Raw genomic sequence first — 16,604 nt, 5'->3', positions numbered from 1 at the left:
GTGCCGACCATCGTGAATGGACTGGGCGAGCTCGGAAAGCTGGCCGGCGCCGAGCTGGAACCGAGCGGCTGGCTGGAGGTGACCCAGGACCGGGTGGACACCTTCGCCGAGGCCACCGGCGACCGCCAGTGGATCCACGTGGACGTCGAGCGGGCCCGGACCGGGCCGTACGGCGGCACCATCGCGCACGGCTACCTGACCCTGGCCCTGGTCATCCCGCTCTGGACGGAGGTGCTGCGGATCGACGGGATCTCGATGGCGGTGAACTACGGGCTGAACCGGCTCCGGTTCCCCGCACCGGTGCCGGTGGGTTCCCGGATCCGGCTCCGGGCCCGGGTGCTGACCGTCGACGAGGTGACGGGCGGGGCGCAGGCGACCGTCGAGCTGACCGTGGAGCGGGAGGGCGCCGACAAGCCCGCGGCGGTGGCCGAGGCGGTCTACCGCTACTACGCCTGAGCGGTCTACCCGCTACCACGCCTGAGCCGCCCCGGCCGGACCGGTCGGGGTGGCCTGGCGCGCCGCTCAGCGGACCGTCGACTGGCCGGGCGGCGGGTCCAGCAGCACGGAGGGCACGCTCTCCGGCCAGGTCCGCGACGGTCCGGGCGAACTCCCCCACCTCCGGGTCGCCGGTCTGCCGGGCGACCGTCGAGAGAAACAGTCCGATGCCGGGTACGCCGTTGTACAGGTCCAGTCCCGCGGTGCCGGCCCGCCAGTGCATCTCGTCGACGTACCGCAGGCCGACCCAGCCGACGTCCTCGCCCCGGCGTACGGACGACCGGATGAGCCGGCGCGCGATGTCCAGCGCCGCCTCCCGGGCCCCGTCGGCGGTCAGCGGCTCGGCGGCCAGCGGCAGGACGGCCGCCGCGTTGCCCCGCCCGGCGCTCATGACCGGACCCGTCCCGCGAGCCTCCTCCGCCGCCCCGATGTCCGCCGATCCGATCGCTGGCCCGATGTAGGCCGATCCGATGTCCGCTGGTCCGATCGCTGGCCCGATGCCCGCCGGTTCGATGCCCGCCGGTCCGGTCGCTGGTCGGGTGAGCGACCCGTCGTCGTGACCCACGCGTCCATCACTGGTCCCCCTGCTGGATCGGCGTCCGCCCGCGGCGGAACCTGACGGCGATCACTGTCCGGGACCGGCCTTGACGGATCCGCGCGGAAATCTTGAACGGATTCCCGGTCGGTCACCCGCGAACGGGTTCTCCCGGCCGCCCTCGAACGGTTCCCGGCCGCCCTCGAACGGGGACGGTCGGGCTACCCGCGGCGTACCACTGCGTCGACGCCCGCGCGGTGGGCGGTGGCCGAAAATGAGGCGACAAGTGCAACCGGCATCCGAACAATCACCTGATGATCACCGCCGTCCTCCGCCGAGCGCGCCCCCCATCGGCTCTGGCCGGGCGGCTCAGCGCCCAGTCGCTCCTGTTCGCCCTCGGCGAGGGCACCTTCCTGACCGGGTCGGCGGTGTTCTTCACTCAGATCGTCGGGCTGTCCGCCGCCCAGGTCGGTCTCGGCCTGACCTGCGCCGGCGTCGCCGCGTTCCTGGCGGCACTGCCGATGGGCAAGCTGGTCGACCGGTTCGGGCCGAAGAAGATGTGGGCGCTCAGCGCGACCGGACAGGCGGCGATGTTCGCGATGTGGCCGCTGATCACCGACTTCCGGGGCTATCTCGCGATGGCCATCGGCATGGAGGTGATCGGCGCCCTCGGCGGCGCCGCGCACGGCGCGTACACGATCGACGTCCTGCCCGCGAACGAGCGGGTGAGATCGCGCGCCTACATGTACTCCGCGCTGAACGTCGGCTTCACCCTCGGCTCCCTGGTCGGTGGCGTCGCGCTGGCCTTCCACTCCAACAACCTGCTCCACGTGCTGCCCTGGTTCACCGCCGTGGTCTTCCTGGTCAACGCCGCCGCCATCACCCGGCTGCCCCGGGCCTCCCACGATGAGCGCACCCAGGAGGACCGGAAGGTCAAGATCCCCGGGCCCGGTCCGCTCCGCAACCCCGGCTGGCTGCTCACCACCTTCTTCAGCGGGGTCTTCTGGACCAACCAGGTGCTGCTCAACGTGGTGATCCCGCTGTGGCTGGTGGAGAAGACCGACGCCCCCCGGGTACTGCTGGCCTTCCTGTTCGGCACCAACACGGTGATGTGCATCTTCCTGCCGATGGTGACGTCGCGCGGCGTCCGGGACGTGCCGACGGCGCTGCGGGCCGTCCGGGTGTCGTCGGCCTTCTTCGTGCTCTCCTGCCTGATCACCCTGGCCACGCACGACACCGTCGGTTGGCTCACCATCGCACTGGTGTGGCTGGGCCATGTGACCGTGACCGGGGCGGAGCTCTACCTCTCGGCGGCCGGCTGGTCGTTCGAGGCCGAACTCATGGACCCCCGCCAGCGGGGCGCGTACCAGGGAGCAGCCGAGCTGAGTGGCACGCTGGGCCGGGTCTGGGCACCGGCGCTGTACACGTTCCTCGCCATGAACTGGGGCGCCGTCGGCTGGCTGCTGATCGCCGGCATCATCCTGGTGGCCACCGTCGCGGTTCACCCCTCGACCCGGTTGGCCCGGCGGTTCCTCGAACAACACGTCCCGGCTGAGGTGCTGGCCGACGCACGCGCGTCCAGCATCAGTGCGGAGCCGCCGACGCCGGTCGGACAACCGGGCTGACAGCACCCGGACGGTCCGACGGGTCGCAGAAGGCAGACCGCGGCCCCTCCGTCGCAGGAGAGGCCGCGGGTCTGATCCTTGGCCGCCGCCGGGCTTCCAGGGGTGTCCCTGGTTGCCGGTCAGGCCACCGTGCAGGGGATGCCGTTGAGGGTGAAGGCGGTCGGTTCGGCGGTGTTACCGGTGTGGGTGGCCTGGAAGCCGATGTCGACGGTGGCTCCGGGGGCGATCGTGCCGTTGTAGCTGACGTTGCGGGCGCTCACCTGACCGCTGGAGGGCGAGAAGGTGGCGTTCCAGCCCGAGGTGATGGACTGGCCCGAGGGCAGGGTGAAGGCCAACGTCCAACCGTCGATCGTCGAGGTGCCGGTGTTGGTGATGCTGATGCTGGCCGTGAAGCCGGAGCTCCAGCTGTTCATCGTGTAGACGACCCGGGGGCCCGTGCCACCAGCCGTGGGGCTGGTCGACGGGCTGGTCGAGGCGCTGGGCGAGGCGCTGGGTGAGGTGCTGGCAGACGGGCTCGGCGACGCGCTGGCCGTGACACTCGCCGACGGGCTGGGCGACGAGGTGCCGCTCACGCTGGTCACGAAGGTCGTCATGCTCCGGGCGGGCAGCGTGACGCTGATGGAGCCGTTCGACATGCTGAGCGCGCCCTGGGCCGCGACGTTCCGGCTGCCGTCGGTCACCCAGCTGGAAACACTGCCGGACGCGGTCGTGTTGAGGGTGAACTGCTGGCTCACCGACGAGGTGTTCTTGTTGACGGCGACGATGACGACGGTGTCGCCGCCCCGGTACGCCGAGACGAAGACGTTCGACGACGGGTTCGCTGTCGCGTCGATCCGCACGTATCCAGGACGGACGAACCTGGCGAACTGCGCCATGATGGCACCGCGCTTGCTGATCTGGCCGTCTTCCCGCATGGGGCCGTAGCTGCGCCGGATGTACCACCAGACGTACGCCTGGAACTGGGCGTCGACCATGGCGTGGTGCATGTGCTCGCCGACGTCGAGCGCCTCTGGCCAGGAGTCCCCCGAGTTGGCGTTGCTGTTCGGGTAGTAGACCTCGGTCATCCAGAGTTCCTTGCCCGCGCCCTTCTGCTGGAAGAGGGGGTAGGGAAAGTTCGAGTACGACGTCCCGTAGAGGTGCGCCCCGATGATGTCCACGTTCGCGAGGGCCGCGGCGTCGTTGAGAATCGGGTCCGACATCGACTTGATGTACTGGAACGACTCGGGCGCCATCACCCTGGTGTTGATCGAGCCGGCGTTCTGCTTCAGGAAGTTGACGATTTCGGTGGCCGTCCACGACGTCCACTCAGTCGCGTAGTCGGGCTCGTTCTGCACCGACACGCTGTACAGGGTCACCCCGTTGTTGCGCATGTACGTGTTGAAGTCGTTCAGGTGCTGAGCGTAGGCGCCGTACGAACTGTACTTGACGCGCTTACGGCCGTTGACCGTCTCGGCCATGCTGGCGGGCGGGTTCCACGGCGACGCGAAGACGGTCGCCCCGAGCGCGGTCGCGCGTTGCGCGGTCGCCAGATCGCGGCTCCAGTCCGACTGGTTCTCGTTGATGGGGATCCGCAGGATGGAGAACCCCAGCTTGCCGTCACCGGTGCCGAACGCCGTGTCGCGCTGGGCGGCCGTCAGGTCGCCGATCCAGGACGCGTGGGCCATGCCACCGAAGCCTTTGATCGTCTGCCGCTGCGCCGACAGATTGATGCTCGCCGTCGCGGCGGCGGCCTCCGTGGCGTTCAGCACCGACGCCGCGACCGTGAGGACCGGTACGGCTCCCATCGTCGTCAGGACGGTCCTCCGGTTCAGCAGTCTGCGCTGGCTGAGCACCGGCTCATTCTGATCTTGCGTCATGTTTCGTCCTTCTGGCTGTTGGTGCTGATCCGCGCCTTCTCGGTCTGGTCGGCCCGGCCGGCACCGGTCTCCTGCGTCGCCCCGGGAGTAGCCCTGATTCCGGTGCCAACGCTCATCATTGGATCGGTGTTCATCCATTGATTGCCCACTATGGCAGAACCGGTCTGCTACCGCAATGACCGTTTCGCTAGTAAGCACTTTCAGCAGTAGCAGCGCGATGAGCAGGCAACTATCCATCCCTGCGGAGCTACAAAAGAGACTTTATGCTCCACGTATCGACACAGGAATAGCTCCATGCCGGGCCGGAAACCGCAACCCGACCGGGGCCTTCAACCGCGTCAGACGCCTCCGTCGCCCCCTCCGGAACCGCGGCGGCGGACCGACGAGGACGAGCGGTGCTGTGTGGAGCTATCTGTGGAGCTATGCGCTACGGTCTGACCATGCTAACCGGAAGCGGCCAGCCGCGGGCGCGGGGTGAGATCGAGAAGCTGCCCAGCGGTTCCCTGCGGGTGCGGGTCTACGCAGGCGTCGATCCCGCTTCGAAGAAGCGGCAGTACCTCGCGCAGACCGTGCCGGCCGGAGCCGACGCCGCAGCCGAGGCGGACAAGGTGCGCACCCGTCTGTTGCGGGAGGTCGCCGAGCGCCGCGGTCTGCGGCGACGGCCGCAGCAGTCGCCCGAGACCCGCCCGCCGGACGACCCGGCGCCGGCGGCCGGTACGGCCACCGCCCAGACCCGCGAAGGCGGAAGACCGGGGCGGCGTGGCGCGCTCACGGTGGCCGCGATCGCGCAACTGGCCGGCGTCTCGCCGCCGACGGTGTCGAAGGTGCTCAACGGGCGTCCGGGGGTGGCCCCGAACACCCGCCGTCGGGTGGAGGAACTGCTGCGTGGGCAGAGCTACCGGCGGCCCGAGAAGGTCACCCGGGCCGCCTGCGTCGAGGTCGTCTTCTACGGCGCGCTGGGCCAGGTGGCGATCGAGCTGCTGCGGGGGGTGAAGCAGGTAGTGGTCGAACACGACCTCGCCGTCGGCTTCACCGACGTGTTGCGGGAGGCCGCCACCGGCCGTAACTGGGAACGGGATCTGCTGTCGCGGCGGCCGGCGGGCATGATCGTCGTACAGATGGGCGTCGCGCCGGAACACCACGGGCTGCTGGCCGCCTGCGCCATCCCGCTCGTGGTGGTGGATCCCACCGTGGAGCCGCTGCAGCCGGTGCCATCGGTGGCCGCGGCCAACCGCCGGGGCGCCTTCGCCGCCGCCCGTCACCTGCTCGACCTGGGTCATCGGCGGATCGCCGTGATCAGCGGGCCACTCGACCGGCTGTGCGCGCGGGAACGCCTGGACGGCATCCGGGCCGCGCTCGCGGCGGGCGGCGCGCCGCTGGACAGGAACCTGCTGCGCCACGGAATGTGGTTCTCGTTCGAGGACGGCCGCACGCACGCCGCAGAGCTGCTCCGCCTCGACGAGCCACCCACGGCCGTGCTCTGTGGCAACGACCTGCAGGCCTTCGGCGTGTACGAGGCGGCCCGACAGGCCGGGGTACGCATTCCGGACGAGCTGAGTGTGGTCGGCTTCGACGACATCTCGTACGGCGGCTGGTGCGGACCGCCGCTGACCACGGTCCGGCAGCCGATCGTCGAGATGGGCGCCACCGCCGCGCGGCTGGTGCTGGCCCTGACCACCGGGGAGACCATCAGCCAGACCCATGTCGAGCTGGCGACCACCCTGGTCGTGCGCGGCAGCACGGCCGCACCGCACGACGGCACGGCCACGCCGCGACGGATCGAGGTGAGGTGACCATGCGGGTGGCGCTCTTCATCACCTGCCTCAACGACACCCTCTTCCCCGACGCCGGCACGGCGACGGTGACCGTCCTGGAGCGGCTGGGCGTCGAGGTGGACTTTCCGCAGCGCCAGACCTGCTGTGGCCAGATGCACTTCAACTCCGGCTACCGCCGCGAGTGCGTCCCGATGGTCCGCGCCTTCGCCGACACCTTCGCCGGCTACGAGGCGGTCGTCACGCCGTCGGCCTCCTGCGCGGCGATGGTCCGCCACTACCACCGGGTCGTCGAGCCGGGCAGCACCACACCGGCCGTCTACGAACTGTCGGAATTCCTCGTGGACCGGCTCGGCGTCACCGATGTCGGCGCCTACTTCCCGTACCGGGTGGCCCTGCACGAGACCTGCCACTCCCTGCGTCTGCTCCACCTCGGGGACCGGCCCCGCCGCCTGCTCGAAGCGGTCGACGGCCTGACCCTGACCGAGCTGCCACGGTCGAAGGAGTGCTGCGGCTTCGGCGGGACCTTCAGTGTGAAGAACCCGGAGACCTCGGTCGCCATGGGCCTGGACAAGGTCACCGACGTCACCGCCAGCGGCGCCGAGGTGCTCACCAGCACCGACAGGTCGTGCCTGATGCACCTGGGCGGCCTGATGTCCCGCCAGCACCACCCGACGCGCCTCGTCCACCTCGCCGAGATCCTGGCGGCGCGACGATGAGCACTCCCACCTTCCTCGGTATGCCACCGTTCCCCGTGGCGGCCCGCGGCGCGCTCGCCGACACCCGGCTGCGGGCCAACCTGAGCCGCGCCACCACCACGATCCGCGACCGCCGCCTGCGCGCCATCGCCGAACTGGACGACTGGGAGCAGTTGCGCCTCGCCGGTGCCGCGATCAAGGACGACGCCCTCGCCCGCCTCCCCGAGCTGTTGACCAGGCTGGAGGAGGCCGTCACCGCCGCCGGTGGCGTGGTCCACTGGGCCCGGGACGCGGCGGAGGCCAACGCCATCGTCACGGCCATCGCCCGCGAACACCGCGTACCCGAGATCGTCAAGGTCAAGTCGATGGCCACCCAGGAGATCGAGCTCAATGCCCACCTCGAGGCCGAGGGCATCGACGTCTGGGAGACGGACCTGGCCGAGTTGATCGTCCAGTTGGGACACGATCTCCCGTCGCACATCCTCGTCCCGGCGATCCACCGCAACCGCGCCGAGATCCGGGACATCTTCGTCCGCGAGATGGGTACGGTGGGCCGTCCGGCCCCCGAGGGCATCGGTGACGACCCCGCCGAACTGGCCGAGGCCGCCCGGCTGCACCTGCGCGAGAAGTTCCTGCGGGCCCGCATGGCCGTCTCCGGCGGCAACTTCGCCATCGCCGAGACCGGTGCCGTCGTCGTGCTGGAGTCCGAGGGCAACGGCCGGATGTGCCTCACCCTCCCCGACATCCTCGTCACCGTCCTGGGCATCGAGAAGGTCCTGCCCACCTGGAACGACCTCGAGGTCTTCCTGCAACTGCTCCCCCGCTCCTCCACCGCCGAGCGGATGAACCCGTACACCTCGATCTGGACCGGCGTCACACCCGGCGACGGACCCCGGGTGTTCCACCTCATCCTGCTGGACAACGGCCGCACGGACACCCTGGTCGACCCGGTGGGCCGGCAGGCCCTGCGCTGCATCCGCTGCTCCGCCTGCCTCAACGTCTGCCCCGTCTACGAGCGCACGGGCGGCCGCGCCTACGGTTCGGCCTATCCCGGTCCGATCGGCGCGATCCTCACCCCCCAACTGCGCGGCGTCAACCGGCACCCGGTCGACGAGCAGACCGCCTCGCTCCCCTTCGCCTCCAGCCTCTGCGGCGCCTGCTTCGAGGCCTGTCCGGTCCGCATCGACATTCCCGAGGTCCTCGTCCACCTTCGCGCCAAGGTCGTCGACCACCAGCGCGGCGACGACCCCGACCGGCACCACTCCGACCAGCGCGACGGCGACACCGGCGCCCATCAGCAGAGCGACGGCGACAGCGCGCACGGCGGTGGAGCGCACGGCGACGATGCCCGCCGCGCCCCGCACGGCCACCGGGCCGAGCGTGCCCTCATGGCGGTGGCCGCGGCCCTCTTTGCCAAGCCGGGTCGCCTCGACGCCGCCCAGCGCGTCGGCGCCGCACTCCTCGGCCGCGCCCACCGGCTGCGCCTGCGCGGCCCCGGCTGGGTGGGCGCCTGGTTCGGCGCCCGCGACCTGCCCCCACCGGCCCGCCAGTCCTTCCGCCGCTGGTGGCGCCACACCCACCGGGGAGGCACGCCCCGATGAACGCGAGAGCGGAGATCCTCGCCCGCATCACCCGGGCCCTCTCCGACAATCCCCCGAAACCTCCGAACCCGCAGGGCTACGCCCGGGAGCTGCCGAACTCGGTCGACCTTGTCGCCCTCTTCGCCGAACGCGCCGCCGAGTACCGTGCCACCGTCACCCGCACCGACGAAGCCGCCCTCCCCGGGGCCATCGCGCACGCGGCCGGCGACCTTCGGCTGGCCGTTCCCGCCGACCTCCCCGCGGCCTGGATCACCGGCGTCGAGACGGTCGGCGACGACCCTCCGCTCGGAACCGACGAGCTGAACAGCATCGGCGGCGTCCTCACCAGCGCGGCCGTGGCCATCGCGCTCACCGGGACCGTCATCCTGGACGCCGGCCCGGGACAGGGACGCCGCGTGCTCAGCCTGCTCCCCGACCGTCACATCTGCGTGATCCGCACCGGGCAGATCGTCGGCACCGTCGCCGAAGCCCTGCGCCGGCTGAACCCCACCCGCCCGCAGACCTGGATCAGCGGACCCTCCGCCACCAGCGACATCGAACTCAACCGCGTCGAGGGCGTCCACGGCCCCCGCCAACTGCATCTCCTGATCGTTTCCTAGCCTGGTCGTGCACCAGCGGCTTTGTCTCCCCGCTGGCCCGACGCTCAGGGCAGGAGCGGATCAGGGGACGAGGGCCACGAAGCCGAGGCCCGTCGTACGCTCCGCCAGGTCGAGTGCGGTCGCCGGGTCGTCCAGGCCGACCGTCAGCAGCTCGATCGCGGACAGGTCCAGCAAGCCGGAGCGGACCAGGTTCCACACCGTGGTCACCGTCTCGTCGTCACTCATCCAGGAGCCGCGCAGGGTGAGCCGGCGGCGCATCAGGTCACCGTACGGAATGGCGAGGTCCTGGCGTACGCCGCCGATGAGCACGAGGGTGCCGCGCCCCCGCAGGCTGTCGTAGGCGGCCATGGTCGGGTCCGCCGTCGGCGTGGCGCCGAGGGCGTCGAGGGCCACGTCCACCGGGCCGATTCCCGCCGCATCCGTCGCGCGGTCGCCGGTCAGCCGGTGGGTGCGCACCCGGGGGCCGAGCTCGGCCAACCGGTCGAGCGACTCCTTGTTGCGGCCCACCGCCGTGACCGTCGCCGCGCCCTCCGCCAGTGCCACCAGCACCGCCGCGCCGCCCAACTGACCCGTCGCACCGATCACCGCGACGTCGCGGCCGGCCAGCGGGCCCGCCGCGTGCAGGCCCGAGGCGGCGATGCAGAGCCACGGCAGGAATGCCAGGCGGGCCGGGTCCGGGAAGTTCTCCGCGCCGGGCAGCCTGACCATCGTCTCCTTGGCACACAGCGCGCGTTCCGCGAAGACGCCGTCGTGCCACACCGTACGCATCCGGTCCGTGCGCTCGCTGCCGGTGCCGGAGCCACCCAGACCGATCCAACCCACCAGGATCTCGTCGCCGCCGCCCGCGTCCAGCAGCGCCGTGTCCAGCACGATGTCCCCCGGGGCGACGTGGAACACGTCGGGCGCGACGTCGGTCACGCGCCCGACGCAGGAGGGGCCCAGGATCAGCGGGACCGGCAGGCCGCCGCGGTTACCTCTCACCACCATTCTCGTGTACGCCGGCAGGTGCGCGGCGAGCACCTCCACGAGTACGCCGCCGCCCTGGAGGGTGGGCGCCGGTACCTCGGAAAGGCGTAGGTCGTCGTCCTGTGAAGCAACAGTCCAAGCTCGCATGGGGCAAGCCTGGCAGCACAGTAAGCTGGTATCCAGAATCGTATTATTCTGGTATTGGAGGTTCCAGGATGAGCGTCGAGCTGGGCGCGTTCCTGCGTAGCCGCCGGGAGCGGGTGAACCCGGCCGACGCGGGCCTGCCGGTCACCGGGCGCCGCCGTACTCCCGGGCTGCGCCGCGAGGAACTGGCCCTGCTGGCCGGCATCAGCGCCACCTGGCTCACCTATCTCGAACAGGGCCGCGACGTACGCCCCTCCGGCCAGGTGCTCGACGCGCTGGCCCGGGCGCTGCGGCTGACCGGTGCCGAGCAGGAGCACCTGCGCCGCCTCGCCGGTGGTGCAGCGACACCCGAGCAGGACGCCCCCGAGGAGGTCGCGCCCGAGGTCGCGGGTGTCCCGGCGTTGCTGGGCGACAACCCCGCGTACGTCACCGGCATCTGCTACGACATCCTCGCGGCCAACGACGCCGCCACGGAGCTGTTCCGTGGCATCGGGGCGGGCGCCAACGTCGTGCGCTGGATGTTCACCGAGCCCGCCGCCCGCCAGGTGCTGGTCGACTGGGAGCGCGAGGCGCACAGCATCCTGGCCCGGCTGCGGGCGATCGCGGGACGGCATCCCGGTCACCCGCGCGTGGCCCGGCTCGTGGCCGAGCTGACCGCGGCGAGCCCCGAGGTGCGCGAATGGTGGCCGCGGTACGACATCCAGTTCAGCCACGCGGGCCGCAAGCGCTTCCGGCATCCCCGACTGGGCGTGATCACCGTGTCGCACGCCGCGTTCCACGTCGCCGAGCGGCCCGAGCAGACGCTGGTGGTCTACCACCTGCCCACCGGCGCAGAAGAATGAGCTCGCTAGCAGATTGCCCCGACGTTCCCCCCGTTCCCCGGTCGGCTGCCGGTGGCGATGCCGCCGGTGCAGGTGGTGCCGTTGAGGGTGAAGCTGGTCGGATCGGGGTTGGAGCCGGTCCAGCGCCGGAGGGCGACAGCGCGTCCTGCCACCCTCCGGTCATCCGGTGAATTCAGTTCGCGGTGCAGGTCGCGCTGGTCGGCGGGGAGCCGGTGCCCTGGAAACCGAACTCGGTGCTACCGCCGGCGGAAACCTGGCCGTTGTACGAGACGTTGGTGAATCGAACGGTCCCGGTGGTGCCGCTCGACTGCGCGCTCCACGAGTTCGTGACCGCGGAACCGCCCGGGATCGGAACCGAGACCGACCAGCCGGTGAGCGCCGAGGAGCCGGCGGTGACCCGTACGGTGCTGACGAAGCCACCGGTCCAGGCGTTGTTGGTGATGGTCGCGGTGCAGCCACCCGGACCGGGTGACGACGACGGCGAGGACGAGGGCGAGGACGACGGGGACGACGACGGCGAGGCCGACGGCGACGACGAGGGGGATGACGACGGCGAGGCCGACGGGGACGGCGACGTGGTCGTGGTGGGGGTCAGGTAGATGGCGAAGGCGTCGTGCGAGGCCTGGAACGTCACGGGTACGGTGACGGCGCCGCCGGAGACGTTCACCGTCTGGTTGTAGACGACCTGCGGTGAGCCCAACTGCGCCTGGTCCGGGATGCGGTCGACGACCACCTTGACGCTGCCGTTGCCGGCCAGCCAGGGGACCGACGAAGCGCCGTTGAAGGTGATCGTCGCGTTGCCCGTGTAGCCGTTGCTGTCGCCGATGATGGCGACGGCCCGTTGGTTGGTGCTGTCGATCGAGGCGGAGATCGCGGTACTGCCGACCTGGCCGGAGGTGTTGACCAGGGTGCCGGTCATGTCGGCGTAGGCGCGCATCGCCCACCAGTTGCCGTTGGTGGTCCAGTTTCCGTTGGTCTGGGTCAGGATGCCGGTGAGGTTGGGGATCATGCAGCACACCCAGTTGCCCCGCATCGCGTTGGCGTATCCGGACTGGGCGAACCGGGCCAGGTACCAGGCCGTGACGCCGGCTGTCTGCCGGTCGGCGGGCTGGTATTCGTTGGCCGACAGCGGCCGGGCCGGGATGCCCGCGGCCGAGAGCTGGTTGTTGAGTGCCTGGGACACCGTGACCGGGTCGTCCACGTCACCCTCGTCGTGGTTGGTGATCCAGTCCGGGACGGTACCCGCCGACTTGACGTGAGCGAGCCAGGTGCTCCACTGTGCCGGCCGGGCCTGCGGGGTGTACGCGAAGGACGGGCCGACGATCAGCGCGCCCGGCGCGACGCGCCGGATCTCCCGGTACGCGGTGTCCCACATCTGGAAGTACTGGGTGCTGTTCACCCCGGCCTTCCAGAACACGGAGATGTCCGGTTCGTTGTCGATGTCGTAGGCGAACGTCAGGCCGGTGGCCTGCAGAGCCGCCACGGTCGAGTCGATGAACGTCACCCAGTTCGAGCAGTTGCCGTTGTCGCAGGGGTAGACCGTGTTCGACGGTTGGCCGCCGTTGAGCCCGTACAGGTCGGTGAGCAGCACCTGGTACTGCGGGTGGTTGCCGACCCGGTTCAACATCCTGGCCTGTGCGGTGATCGAGGTGATGTCCGCCTGCGTGGCCGAACCGAACCGGTAGTTGTCCCGGATCCAGCCACCGGAGAACCAGCCACCGCCACGGAAGGCGTTGAGGCGTAGTGGCTGCGTGAACTGGTCCGCCGGCTGCGTACCGTCCTGGTTGATCCCGTAGAGGATTCCCTCTCCGACCTGGGTGGACGGTCCACGGCTGGACGCCAGGTCCACGGACATCGACTCGTTGGTCGCGGCCTGGCTCTCCGCCATGACGGTGAGCGGGGCGGCGGCGGCCACGACGAGGCCGATCACGATCCCGGCCCGTGCGGCCAGGCGGCCAACTTTTCGTTGAGGTTGCATTGGTGTCTCCGTCGGTGAGTTCACTTGGGGGCGTAGGTGCGCGGTGTCGAGATCGAGTCGGGGGCGGCATCAGCCGCGTGGCGACCTGCGGGCCGGCGTGCCACGCCGGGCTGCCGGCACCGGGGGTGCCGGATGCTGCGGGCGGCGCGGCCGACGGTCAGGTACGGCGGCCCACTCCTCCGCAGACCCCGCTCCGCGTCCAGGTGGCGGTGCTGGTCCGTTAGCCAATCCCACGGATCACGGCCTGACCTCCCTCAGCCTGCCGCCTGGCGTACCGCCGGTTGGTCTCCACCGCCGACGACCGAGTTATCGAATCGATTCACGGATCAAGGTAGGCAGTGATGCCGGTTGATGTCAATGATGTCGCGCGACGGTGACCGCAATGTTCCGCCCAGAGCCATTCGATGAGGTCAGCCACGCCACCTGTCCGACGCACGAAGCCGGCCGCCCACCGGCCACGGAGATCGAACCGATTCCGCACGCGCCGGGTCGTACCTCGGTCGTGATCCACCGACGACAGCCCCGGGTCGGGGGCCCCACCAGCCAGGGTGATCGAGGTCGCCGGCCTGGCCCTTGAGGCCGCACGGCGGTCCGGCGACCGGCCCGTGGGAGGCGGGGAAACATACGCCGAGCTGGGCCGCGACCCGCTGGGCGATCACTCGGCCGGAGGCGCCGCCGGGGCGGTGAAGGTGGACCAGAACTCGACATGCCGGAAACCCATCGACTCGTAGAGCGGCCGGCCGGCTGCGGACGCCTGCAGATAGGCCAGATCCGCACCGGTGGCGAAGCCGTCCGCCATGGCCCGGGCGGTCAACGCCCGGCCCAGCCCTCGGCTGCGGGCCCGAGGTGCGACGGCGATGTTGTAGACACCGACCACGCCGGGACCGTCGACGGCGAGCCCAGTGCCGTCCGGCTCGTCGGACGGGCCGGCCAGGTAGCCGGCGAACCCGGGGGCGTCGAGCACGGAACCGCCCATCAGCGAGCCGAACCAGCTGGCCGGAACCTCGAAGCCGTCGGCGAGGGCGCCGGTGTAGGCGCCGGCGGAGGCAGAGCCGACCCGCCGGATCGATTCAAGCCGGTCGTCGTCGGCCGTGAGCACCGCCCGCTCCACGGCGCAGGCCATGACGCCGATGTCGCTGCGGCTGGTCAGCCCGTATCGAGCGGCCAACCCGGCGGCCGCCTCACTCGCCCCCGGGCGGACCACGATCGACCAGGGCACCTCGAAGCCTGCCACCTCGCCGGCCATCGCGTCGAGAGCCGCGAGGTCGGGTTCGGCCGTGATGCTGACCGCGACGTTGAGCGACGCCAGAGCGCATCGGGAGACCAGCGCGGTCGCGTCGCCCTGTGCCGAATGCCAGCCCATCGGCATGGCCTGGATCAGCCGGGTGTTCGCGTCCAGCCACGCGGCGGCGATCCGATCCGCTGGATCCGTCATGGTTCTCTCTTCTCCTCGTCCCGGCCGCGAAGTCGTACGCCGCCAATCGCGTACGGAAACCACCCTCGGTAGGAAGTTAGCCAGGGGCGCTGAACAGTTACTTGATCGGCGATCAACTCGTCATCCACCTGCGCCTTGAACCCTGGAGAGATGCTTCACGAGACGAACGAGCCGCAGCTCAGAGCCCAGCAGAGCCGGCACACAGCCGCCCCGGTCCGACGCCGGCGGTTGACGCTGTTCGCGCTGGCGCTGGGGACCTTCGCCATCGGTACCGGTGAGTTCGGCAGCAACGGCATCATTCAGCTTTTCTCGTCCGGTCTCGACGTGTCCGTCCCGGTCGCCACGTACGCGATCACCGCCTACGCGTTCGGCGTCATGATCGGCTCCCCCGCGATCGCCCTGCTCGCCGCGCGGGTCAACCGACGCACCCTGCTGCTCGGCCTGATGGTGCTGTTCCTGGCCGGGAACGCGCTGTCGGCCCTGGCCCCGAACATCGAGCTGCTCGTTGTCTTCCGCTTCGTCACCGGCACCGTGCAGGGCGCCTACTTCGGGGCTGGTGCGGTGGTCGCCGCCCACGCGTACGGCCCAGGCAAGGGCGGCAAGGCGTTCGCCACGGTGATGGCCGGCCTGACCATCGCGACCATCGTCGGCTCACCGCTGGGCACCGCCATCGGTCAGGCCGCCGGCTGGCGGGCCATGTACGTGGTGGTGGTCGGGGTCGGCGTTCTCGCGACGCTGGCGCTGCTGGCCTGGGTGCCGCGCACCGACGAGTTGCGGGGCAACCCGGTCGCCCGCGAGCTTGGCGCACTCCGCCAGCTCAACGTGTGGACGATGGTCGCGGTGGCCGCCCTCGGTATCTCCAGCATCTTCGCCGTCTACACGTTCATCGGCCCGTTCATCACCGACGCGGCCGACCGTGGCACCTCCCTCATCCCCATCGCGCTCGCCGTCTTCGGCATCGGCATGGCCGTCGGCAACTACCTCGGTGGACGGATCGCCGACCGGTCCGAGAGCCGCGGCCTGGTGTACGGCTACGGCGGAGTCCTGGTGCTGTTGGCCGTGATCGGCGTGGCGGGCAGCAACCCGACGATCCTGCTACCGGCCCTGTTCGGCGTCGGCGCCACCATGATGTTCGCCATCCCCACCATCCAGGTCCGGCTCACCAACCTCGCCCCTGACGCACCAACCCTGATGGGCGCGCTCAACCTGGCCGCCCTCAACCTGGCCAACTCCCTGGGTGCCATCGGCGGCGCCATGACACTCGGCGCCGGCTGGGGCGCGCTGTCCACGGTGTGGGCCGGCTTCACGCTGACCTCTGCCGGCCTCCTGCTGTTCACCCTCGCGCTCCCCCGGACCGGGCGAGCGTTCGTGGGACTCCCCGTCGAGACCAGCGGAAGCTGAACTGGCTGCCCACCGGCGATCGCCCCACCGGCGAGCGTCACGGGGATCAGGGGCCGAGTCACCCCAGCCCGGCCGGGCCGAACGGGTCGTCCAGCACCCGTCCGGCCCGGCCCGCCGGAGTCCTCGGAGCACGCTGACGATGCCGGGCTGATGCTGCTCATCAGCGGCATGTCGAGCACGTCCTCAGCCGAGGTTGGCCTTCTCCAAGGCGGCGGGCCATGATGCGGGTGACAACGTACGGGTCGACGTCGGCGTTGGGACGGCGGTCCTCGAGGTAGCCCTTCTGGTCGACCTCGACCTGCCAGCGGATCCGCACCGAAGCACCCCGGTCGGACACCGTAGCGCCTCGCAGGCCTCGATGATCGCGGCGTAGCCCTCCCGCATGGCCTGAGTGGAGAAGTTGGTGTGCGCGCCCGCACCGTTCCAGTCTGGCTCGGGCTCCCCGCAGTTGTTGCGGGCCGGCGGAACGGCTTTCGGGTCCTTGGACGGGGCCGGGGGCCTCCGTGGTGCTGGTGTGGAGGCCCCCGGGTTGGTTGGGTGGGATTTTAGGGGGTGGTGAGGTCGAAGCGGTTGATGGTGGTGGTGCCGCCGAGGGTTTGGGTGGCGTAGTTGAAGATGCCGTAGCGGTAGCCCATGAAGAAGGGCCAGTTGTTGTCG

At 70.6% G+C, this 16,604-nt stretch carries 14 protein-coding genes; 9 read left to right on the top strand and 5 right to left on the bottom strand.

Features of this window, described 5'->3' with window-relative positions; translation table 11 throughout:
• From ACXN5W_RS21220 to ACXN5W_RS21210, 3 genes are all read left to right on the top strand, one after another.
• Positions 1-456, top strand: a complete 456-nt coding sequence (locus ACXN5W_RS21220) for a MaoC family dehydratase (RefSeq protein WP_473160085.1) — start codon at positions 1-3, stop codon at positions 454-456.
• Between the two features lie 242 nt (positions 457-698).
• Positions 699-956 (top strand): hypothetical protein, encoded by a 258-nt coding sequence (locus ACXN5W_RS21215; RefSeq protein WP_473160084.1) that lies wholly within the window; start codon positions 699-701, stop codon positions 954-956.
• A 388-nt stretch (positions 957-1,344) separates the two neighbouring features.
• Positions 1,345-2,655: an MFS transporter gene (locus ACXN5W_RS21210; protein ID WP_473160083.1), complete on the top strand. Its 1,311-nt coding sequence runs from the start codon at positions 1,345-1,347 to the stop codon at positions 2,653-2,655.
• A gap of 119 nt (positions 2,656-2,774) precedes the next feature.
• On the opposite strand, the gene xynC is transcribed toward ACXN5W_RS21210, so the two are convergent.
• Positions 2,775-4,511: a glucuronoarabinoxylan endo-1,4-beta-xylanase XynC gene (gene xynC / locus ACXN5W_RS21205; protein ID WP_473160082.1), complete on the bottom strand. Its 1,737-nt coding sequence runs from the start codon at positions 4,509-4,511 to the stop codon at positions 2,775-2,777.
• On the bottom strand, positions 4,508-4,645 hold the full coding sequence (locus ACXN5W_RS21200; RefSeq protein WP_473160081.1) for a hypothetical protein: 138 nt from the start codon (positions 4,643-4,645) through the stop codon (positions 4,508-4,510). The genes xynC and ACXN5W_RS21200 overlap by 4 nt, the downstream gene beginning before the upstream one ends.
• A 306-nt stretch (positions 4,646-4,951) precedes the next feature.
• Between ACXN5W_RS21200 and ACXN5W_RS21195 the strand changes: the two genes are divergently transcribed.
• The 4 genes from ACXN5W_RS21195 to ACXN5W_RS21180 are packed head-to-tail and all read left to right on the top strand — an operon-like array spanning position 4,952 to position 9,181.
• On the top strand, positions 4,952-6,304 hold the full coding sequence (locus tag ACXN5W_RS21195) for a LacI family DNA-binding transcriptional regulator (protein ID WP_473160080.1): 1,353 nt from the start codon (positions 4,952-4,954) through the stop codon (positions 6,302-6,304).
• Positions 6,305-6,306: 2 nt separating this feature from the next.
• The gene (locus ACXN5W_RS21190; protein WP_473160119.1) at positions 6,307-7,002 is read left to right on the top strand and encodes a (Fe-S)-binding protein; all 696 of its coding nucleotides are present in this window, start codon (positions 6,307-6,309) and stop codon (positions 7,000-7,002) included.
• Complete coding sequence (locus ACXN5W_RS21185) at positions 6,999-8,582, top strand: lactate utilization protein B (RefSeq protein WP_473160079.1); 1,584 nt, start codon at positions 6,999-7,001, stop codon at positions 8,580-8,582. The genes ACXN5W_RS21190 and ACXN5W_RS21185 overlap by 4 nt, the downstream gene beginning before the upstream one ends.
• Positions 8,579-9,181 carry a LutC/YkgG family protein gene (locus tag ACXN5W_RS21180; RefSeq protein ID WP_473160078.1) on the top strand — a complete coding sequence of 201 codons (603 nt, stop codon included), beginning with the start codon at positions 8,579-8,581 and terminating at the stop codon, positions 9,179-9,181. Before ACXN5W_RS21185 ends, ACXN5W_RS21180 begins: the two co-directional genes overlap by 4 nt.
• A 60-nt stretch (positions 9,182-9,241) precedes the next feature.
• Here the strand turns inward: ACXN5W_RS21180 and ACXN5W_RS21175 are convergent, their stop codons facing one another.
• The gene (locus tag ACXN5W_RS21175) at positions 9,242-10,294 is read right to left on the bottom strand and encodes a zinc-binding dehydrogenase (protein WP_473160077.1); all 1,053 of its coding nucleotides are present in this window, start codon (positions 10,292-10,294) and stop codon (positions 9,242-9,244) included.
• A gap of 68 nt (positions 10,295-10,362) precedes the next feature.
• Here ACXN5W_RS21175 and ACXN5W_RS21170 point away from each other — a divergent pair, with 68 nt between their 5' ends.
• Complete coding sequence (locus ACXN5W_RS21170) at positions 10,363-11,133, top strand: helix-turn-helix transcriptional regulator (RefSeq protein ID WP_473160076.1); 771 nt, start codon at positions 10,363-10,365, stop codon at positions 11,131-11,133.
• 172 nt (positions 11,134-11,305) lie between these two features.
• Here ACXN5W_RS21170 and ACXN5W_RS21165 read toward each other — a convergent pair whose 3' ends face one another.
• A complete protein-coding gene (locus ACXN5W_RS21165) occupies positions 11,306-13,111 on the bottom strand; it encodes a cellulose binding domain-containing protein (protein ID WP_473160075.1) in 1,806 nt (601 codons plus the stop codon).
• 655 nt (positions 13,112-13,766) lie between these two features.
• A complete protein-coding gene (locus tag ACXN5W_RS21160; protein ID WP_473160074.1) occupies positions 13,767-14,546 on the bottom strand; it encodes a GNAT family N-acetyltransferase in 780 nt (259 codons plus the stop codon).
• Positions 14,547-14,696: 150 nt separating this feature from the next.
• Here ACXN5W_RS21160 and ACXN5W_RS21155 point away from each other — a divergent pair, with 150 nt between their 5' ends.
• Entirely contained in the window at positions 14,697-15,947 is a 1,251-nt protein-coding gene (locus ACXN5W_RS21155; RefSeq protein WP_473160073.1) for an MFS transporter, read from the top strand.
• The last annotated feature ends 657 nt before the right edge of the window (positions 15,948-16,604 follow it).

The sequence above is a fragment of the Plantactinospora sp. A48 genome, assembly GCF_055793945.1.
The sequence above is the reverse complement of the archived record's forward strand: the minus strand, read 5'-3'. Positions and strand labels throughout refer to the sequence as shown.

Coding starts and splice junctions, on each gene's coding strand:
- ACXN5W_RS21210 (WP_473160083.1), top strand. CDS start 1,345: ATGATCACCGCCGTCCTCCGCCGAGCGCGCCCCCCATCGGCTCTGGCC.
- xynC (WP_473160082.1), bottom strand. CDS start 4,511: ATGACGCAAGATCAGAATGAGCCGGTGCTCAGCCAGCGCAGACTGCTG.
- ACXN5W_RS21200 (WP_473160081.1), bottom strand. CDS start 4,645: ATGAACACCGATCCAATGATGAGCGTTGGCACCGGAATCAGGGCTACT.
- ACXN5W_RS21195 (WP_473160080.1), top strand. CDS start 4,952: ATGCTAACCGGAAGCGGCCAGCCGCGGGCGCGGGGTGAGATCGAGAAG.
- ACXN5W_RS21190 (WP_473160119.1), top strand. CDS start 6,307: ATGCGGGTGGCGCTCTTCATCACCTGCCTCAACGACACCCTCTTCCCC.
- ACXN5W_RS21185 (WP_473160079.1), top strand. CDS start 6,999: ATGAGCACTCCCACCTTCCTCGGTATGCCACCGTTCCCCGTGGCGGCC.
- ACXN5W_RS21180 (WP_473160078.1), top strand. CDS start 8,579: ATGAACGCGAGAGCGGAGATCCTCGCCCGCATCACCCGGGCCCTCTCC.
- ACXN5W_RS21175 (WP_473160077.1), bottom strand. CDS start 10,294: ATGCGAGCTTGGACTGTTGCTTCACAGGACGACGACCTACGCCTTTCC.
- ACXN5W_RS21170 (WP_473160076.1), top strand. CDS start 10,363: ATGAGCGTCGAGCTGGGCGCGTTCCTGCGTAGCCGCCGGGAGCGGGTG.
- ACXN5W_RS21165 (WP_473160075.1), bottom strand. CDS start 13,111: ATGCAACCTCAACGAAAAGTTGGCCGCCTGGCCGCACGGGCCGGGATC.
- ACXN5W_RS21160 (WP_473160074.1), bottom strand. CDS start 14,546: ATGACGGATCCAGCGGATCGGATCGCCGCCGCGTGGCTGGACGCGAAC.
- ACXN5W_RS21155 (WP_473160073.1), top strand. CDS start 14,697: ATGCTTCACGAGACGAACGAGCCGCAGCTCAGAGCCCAGCAGAGCCGG.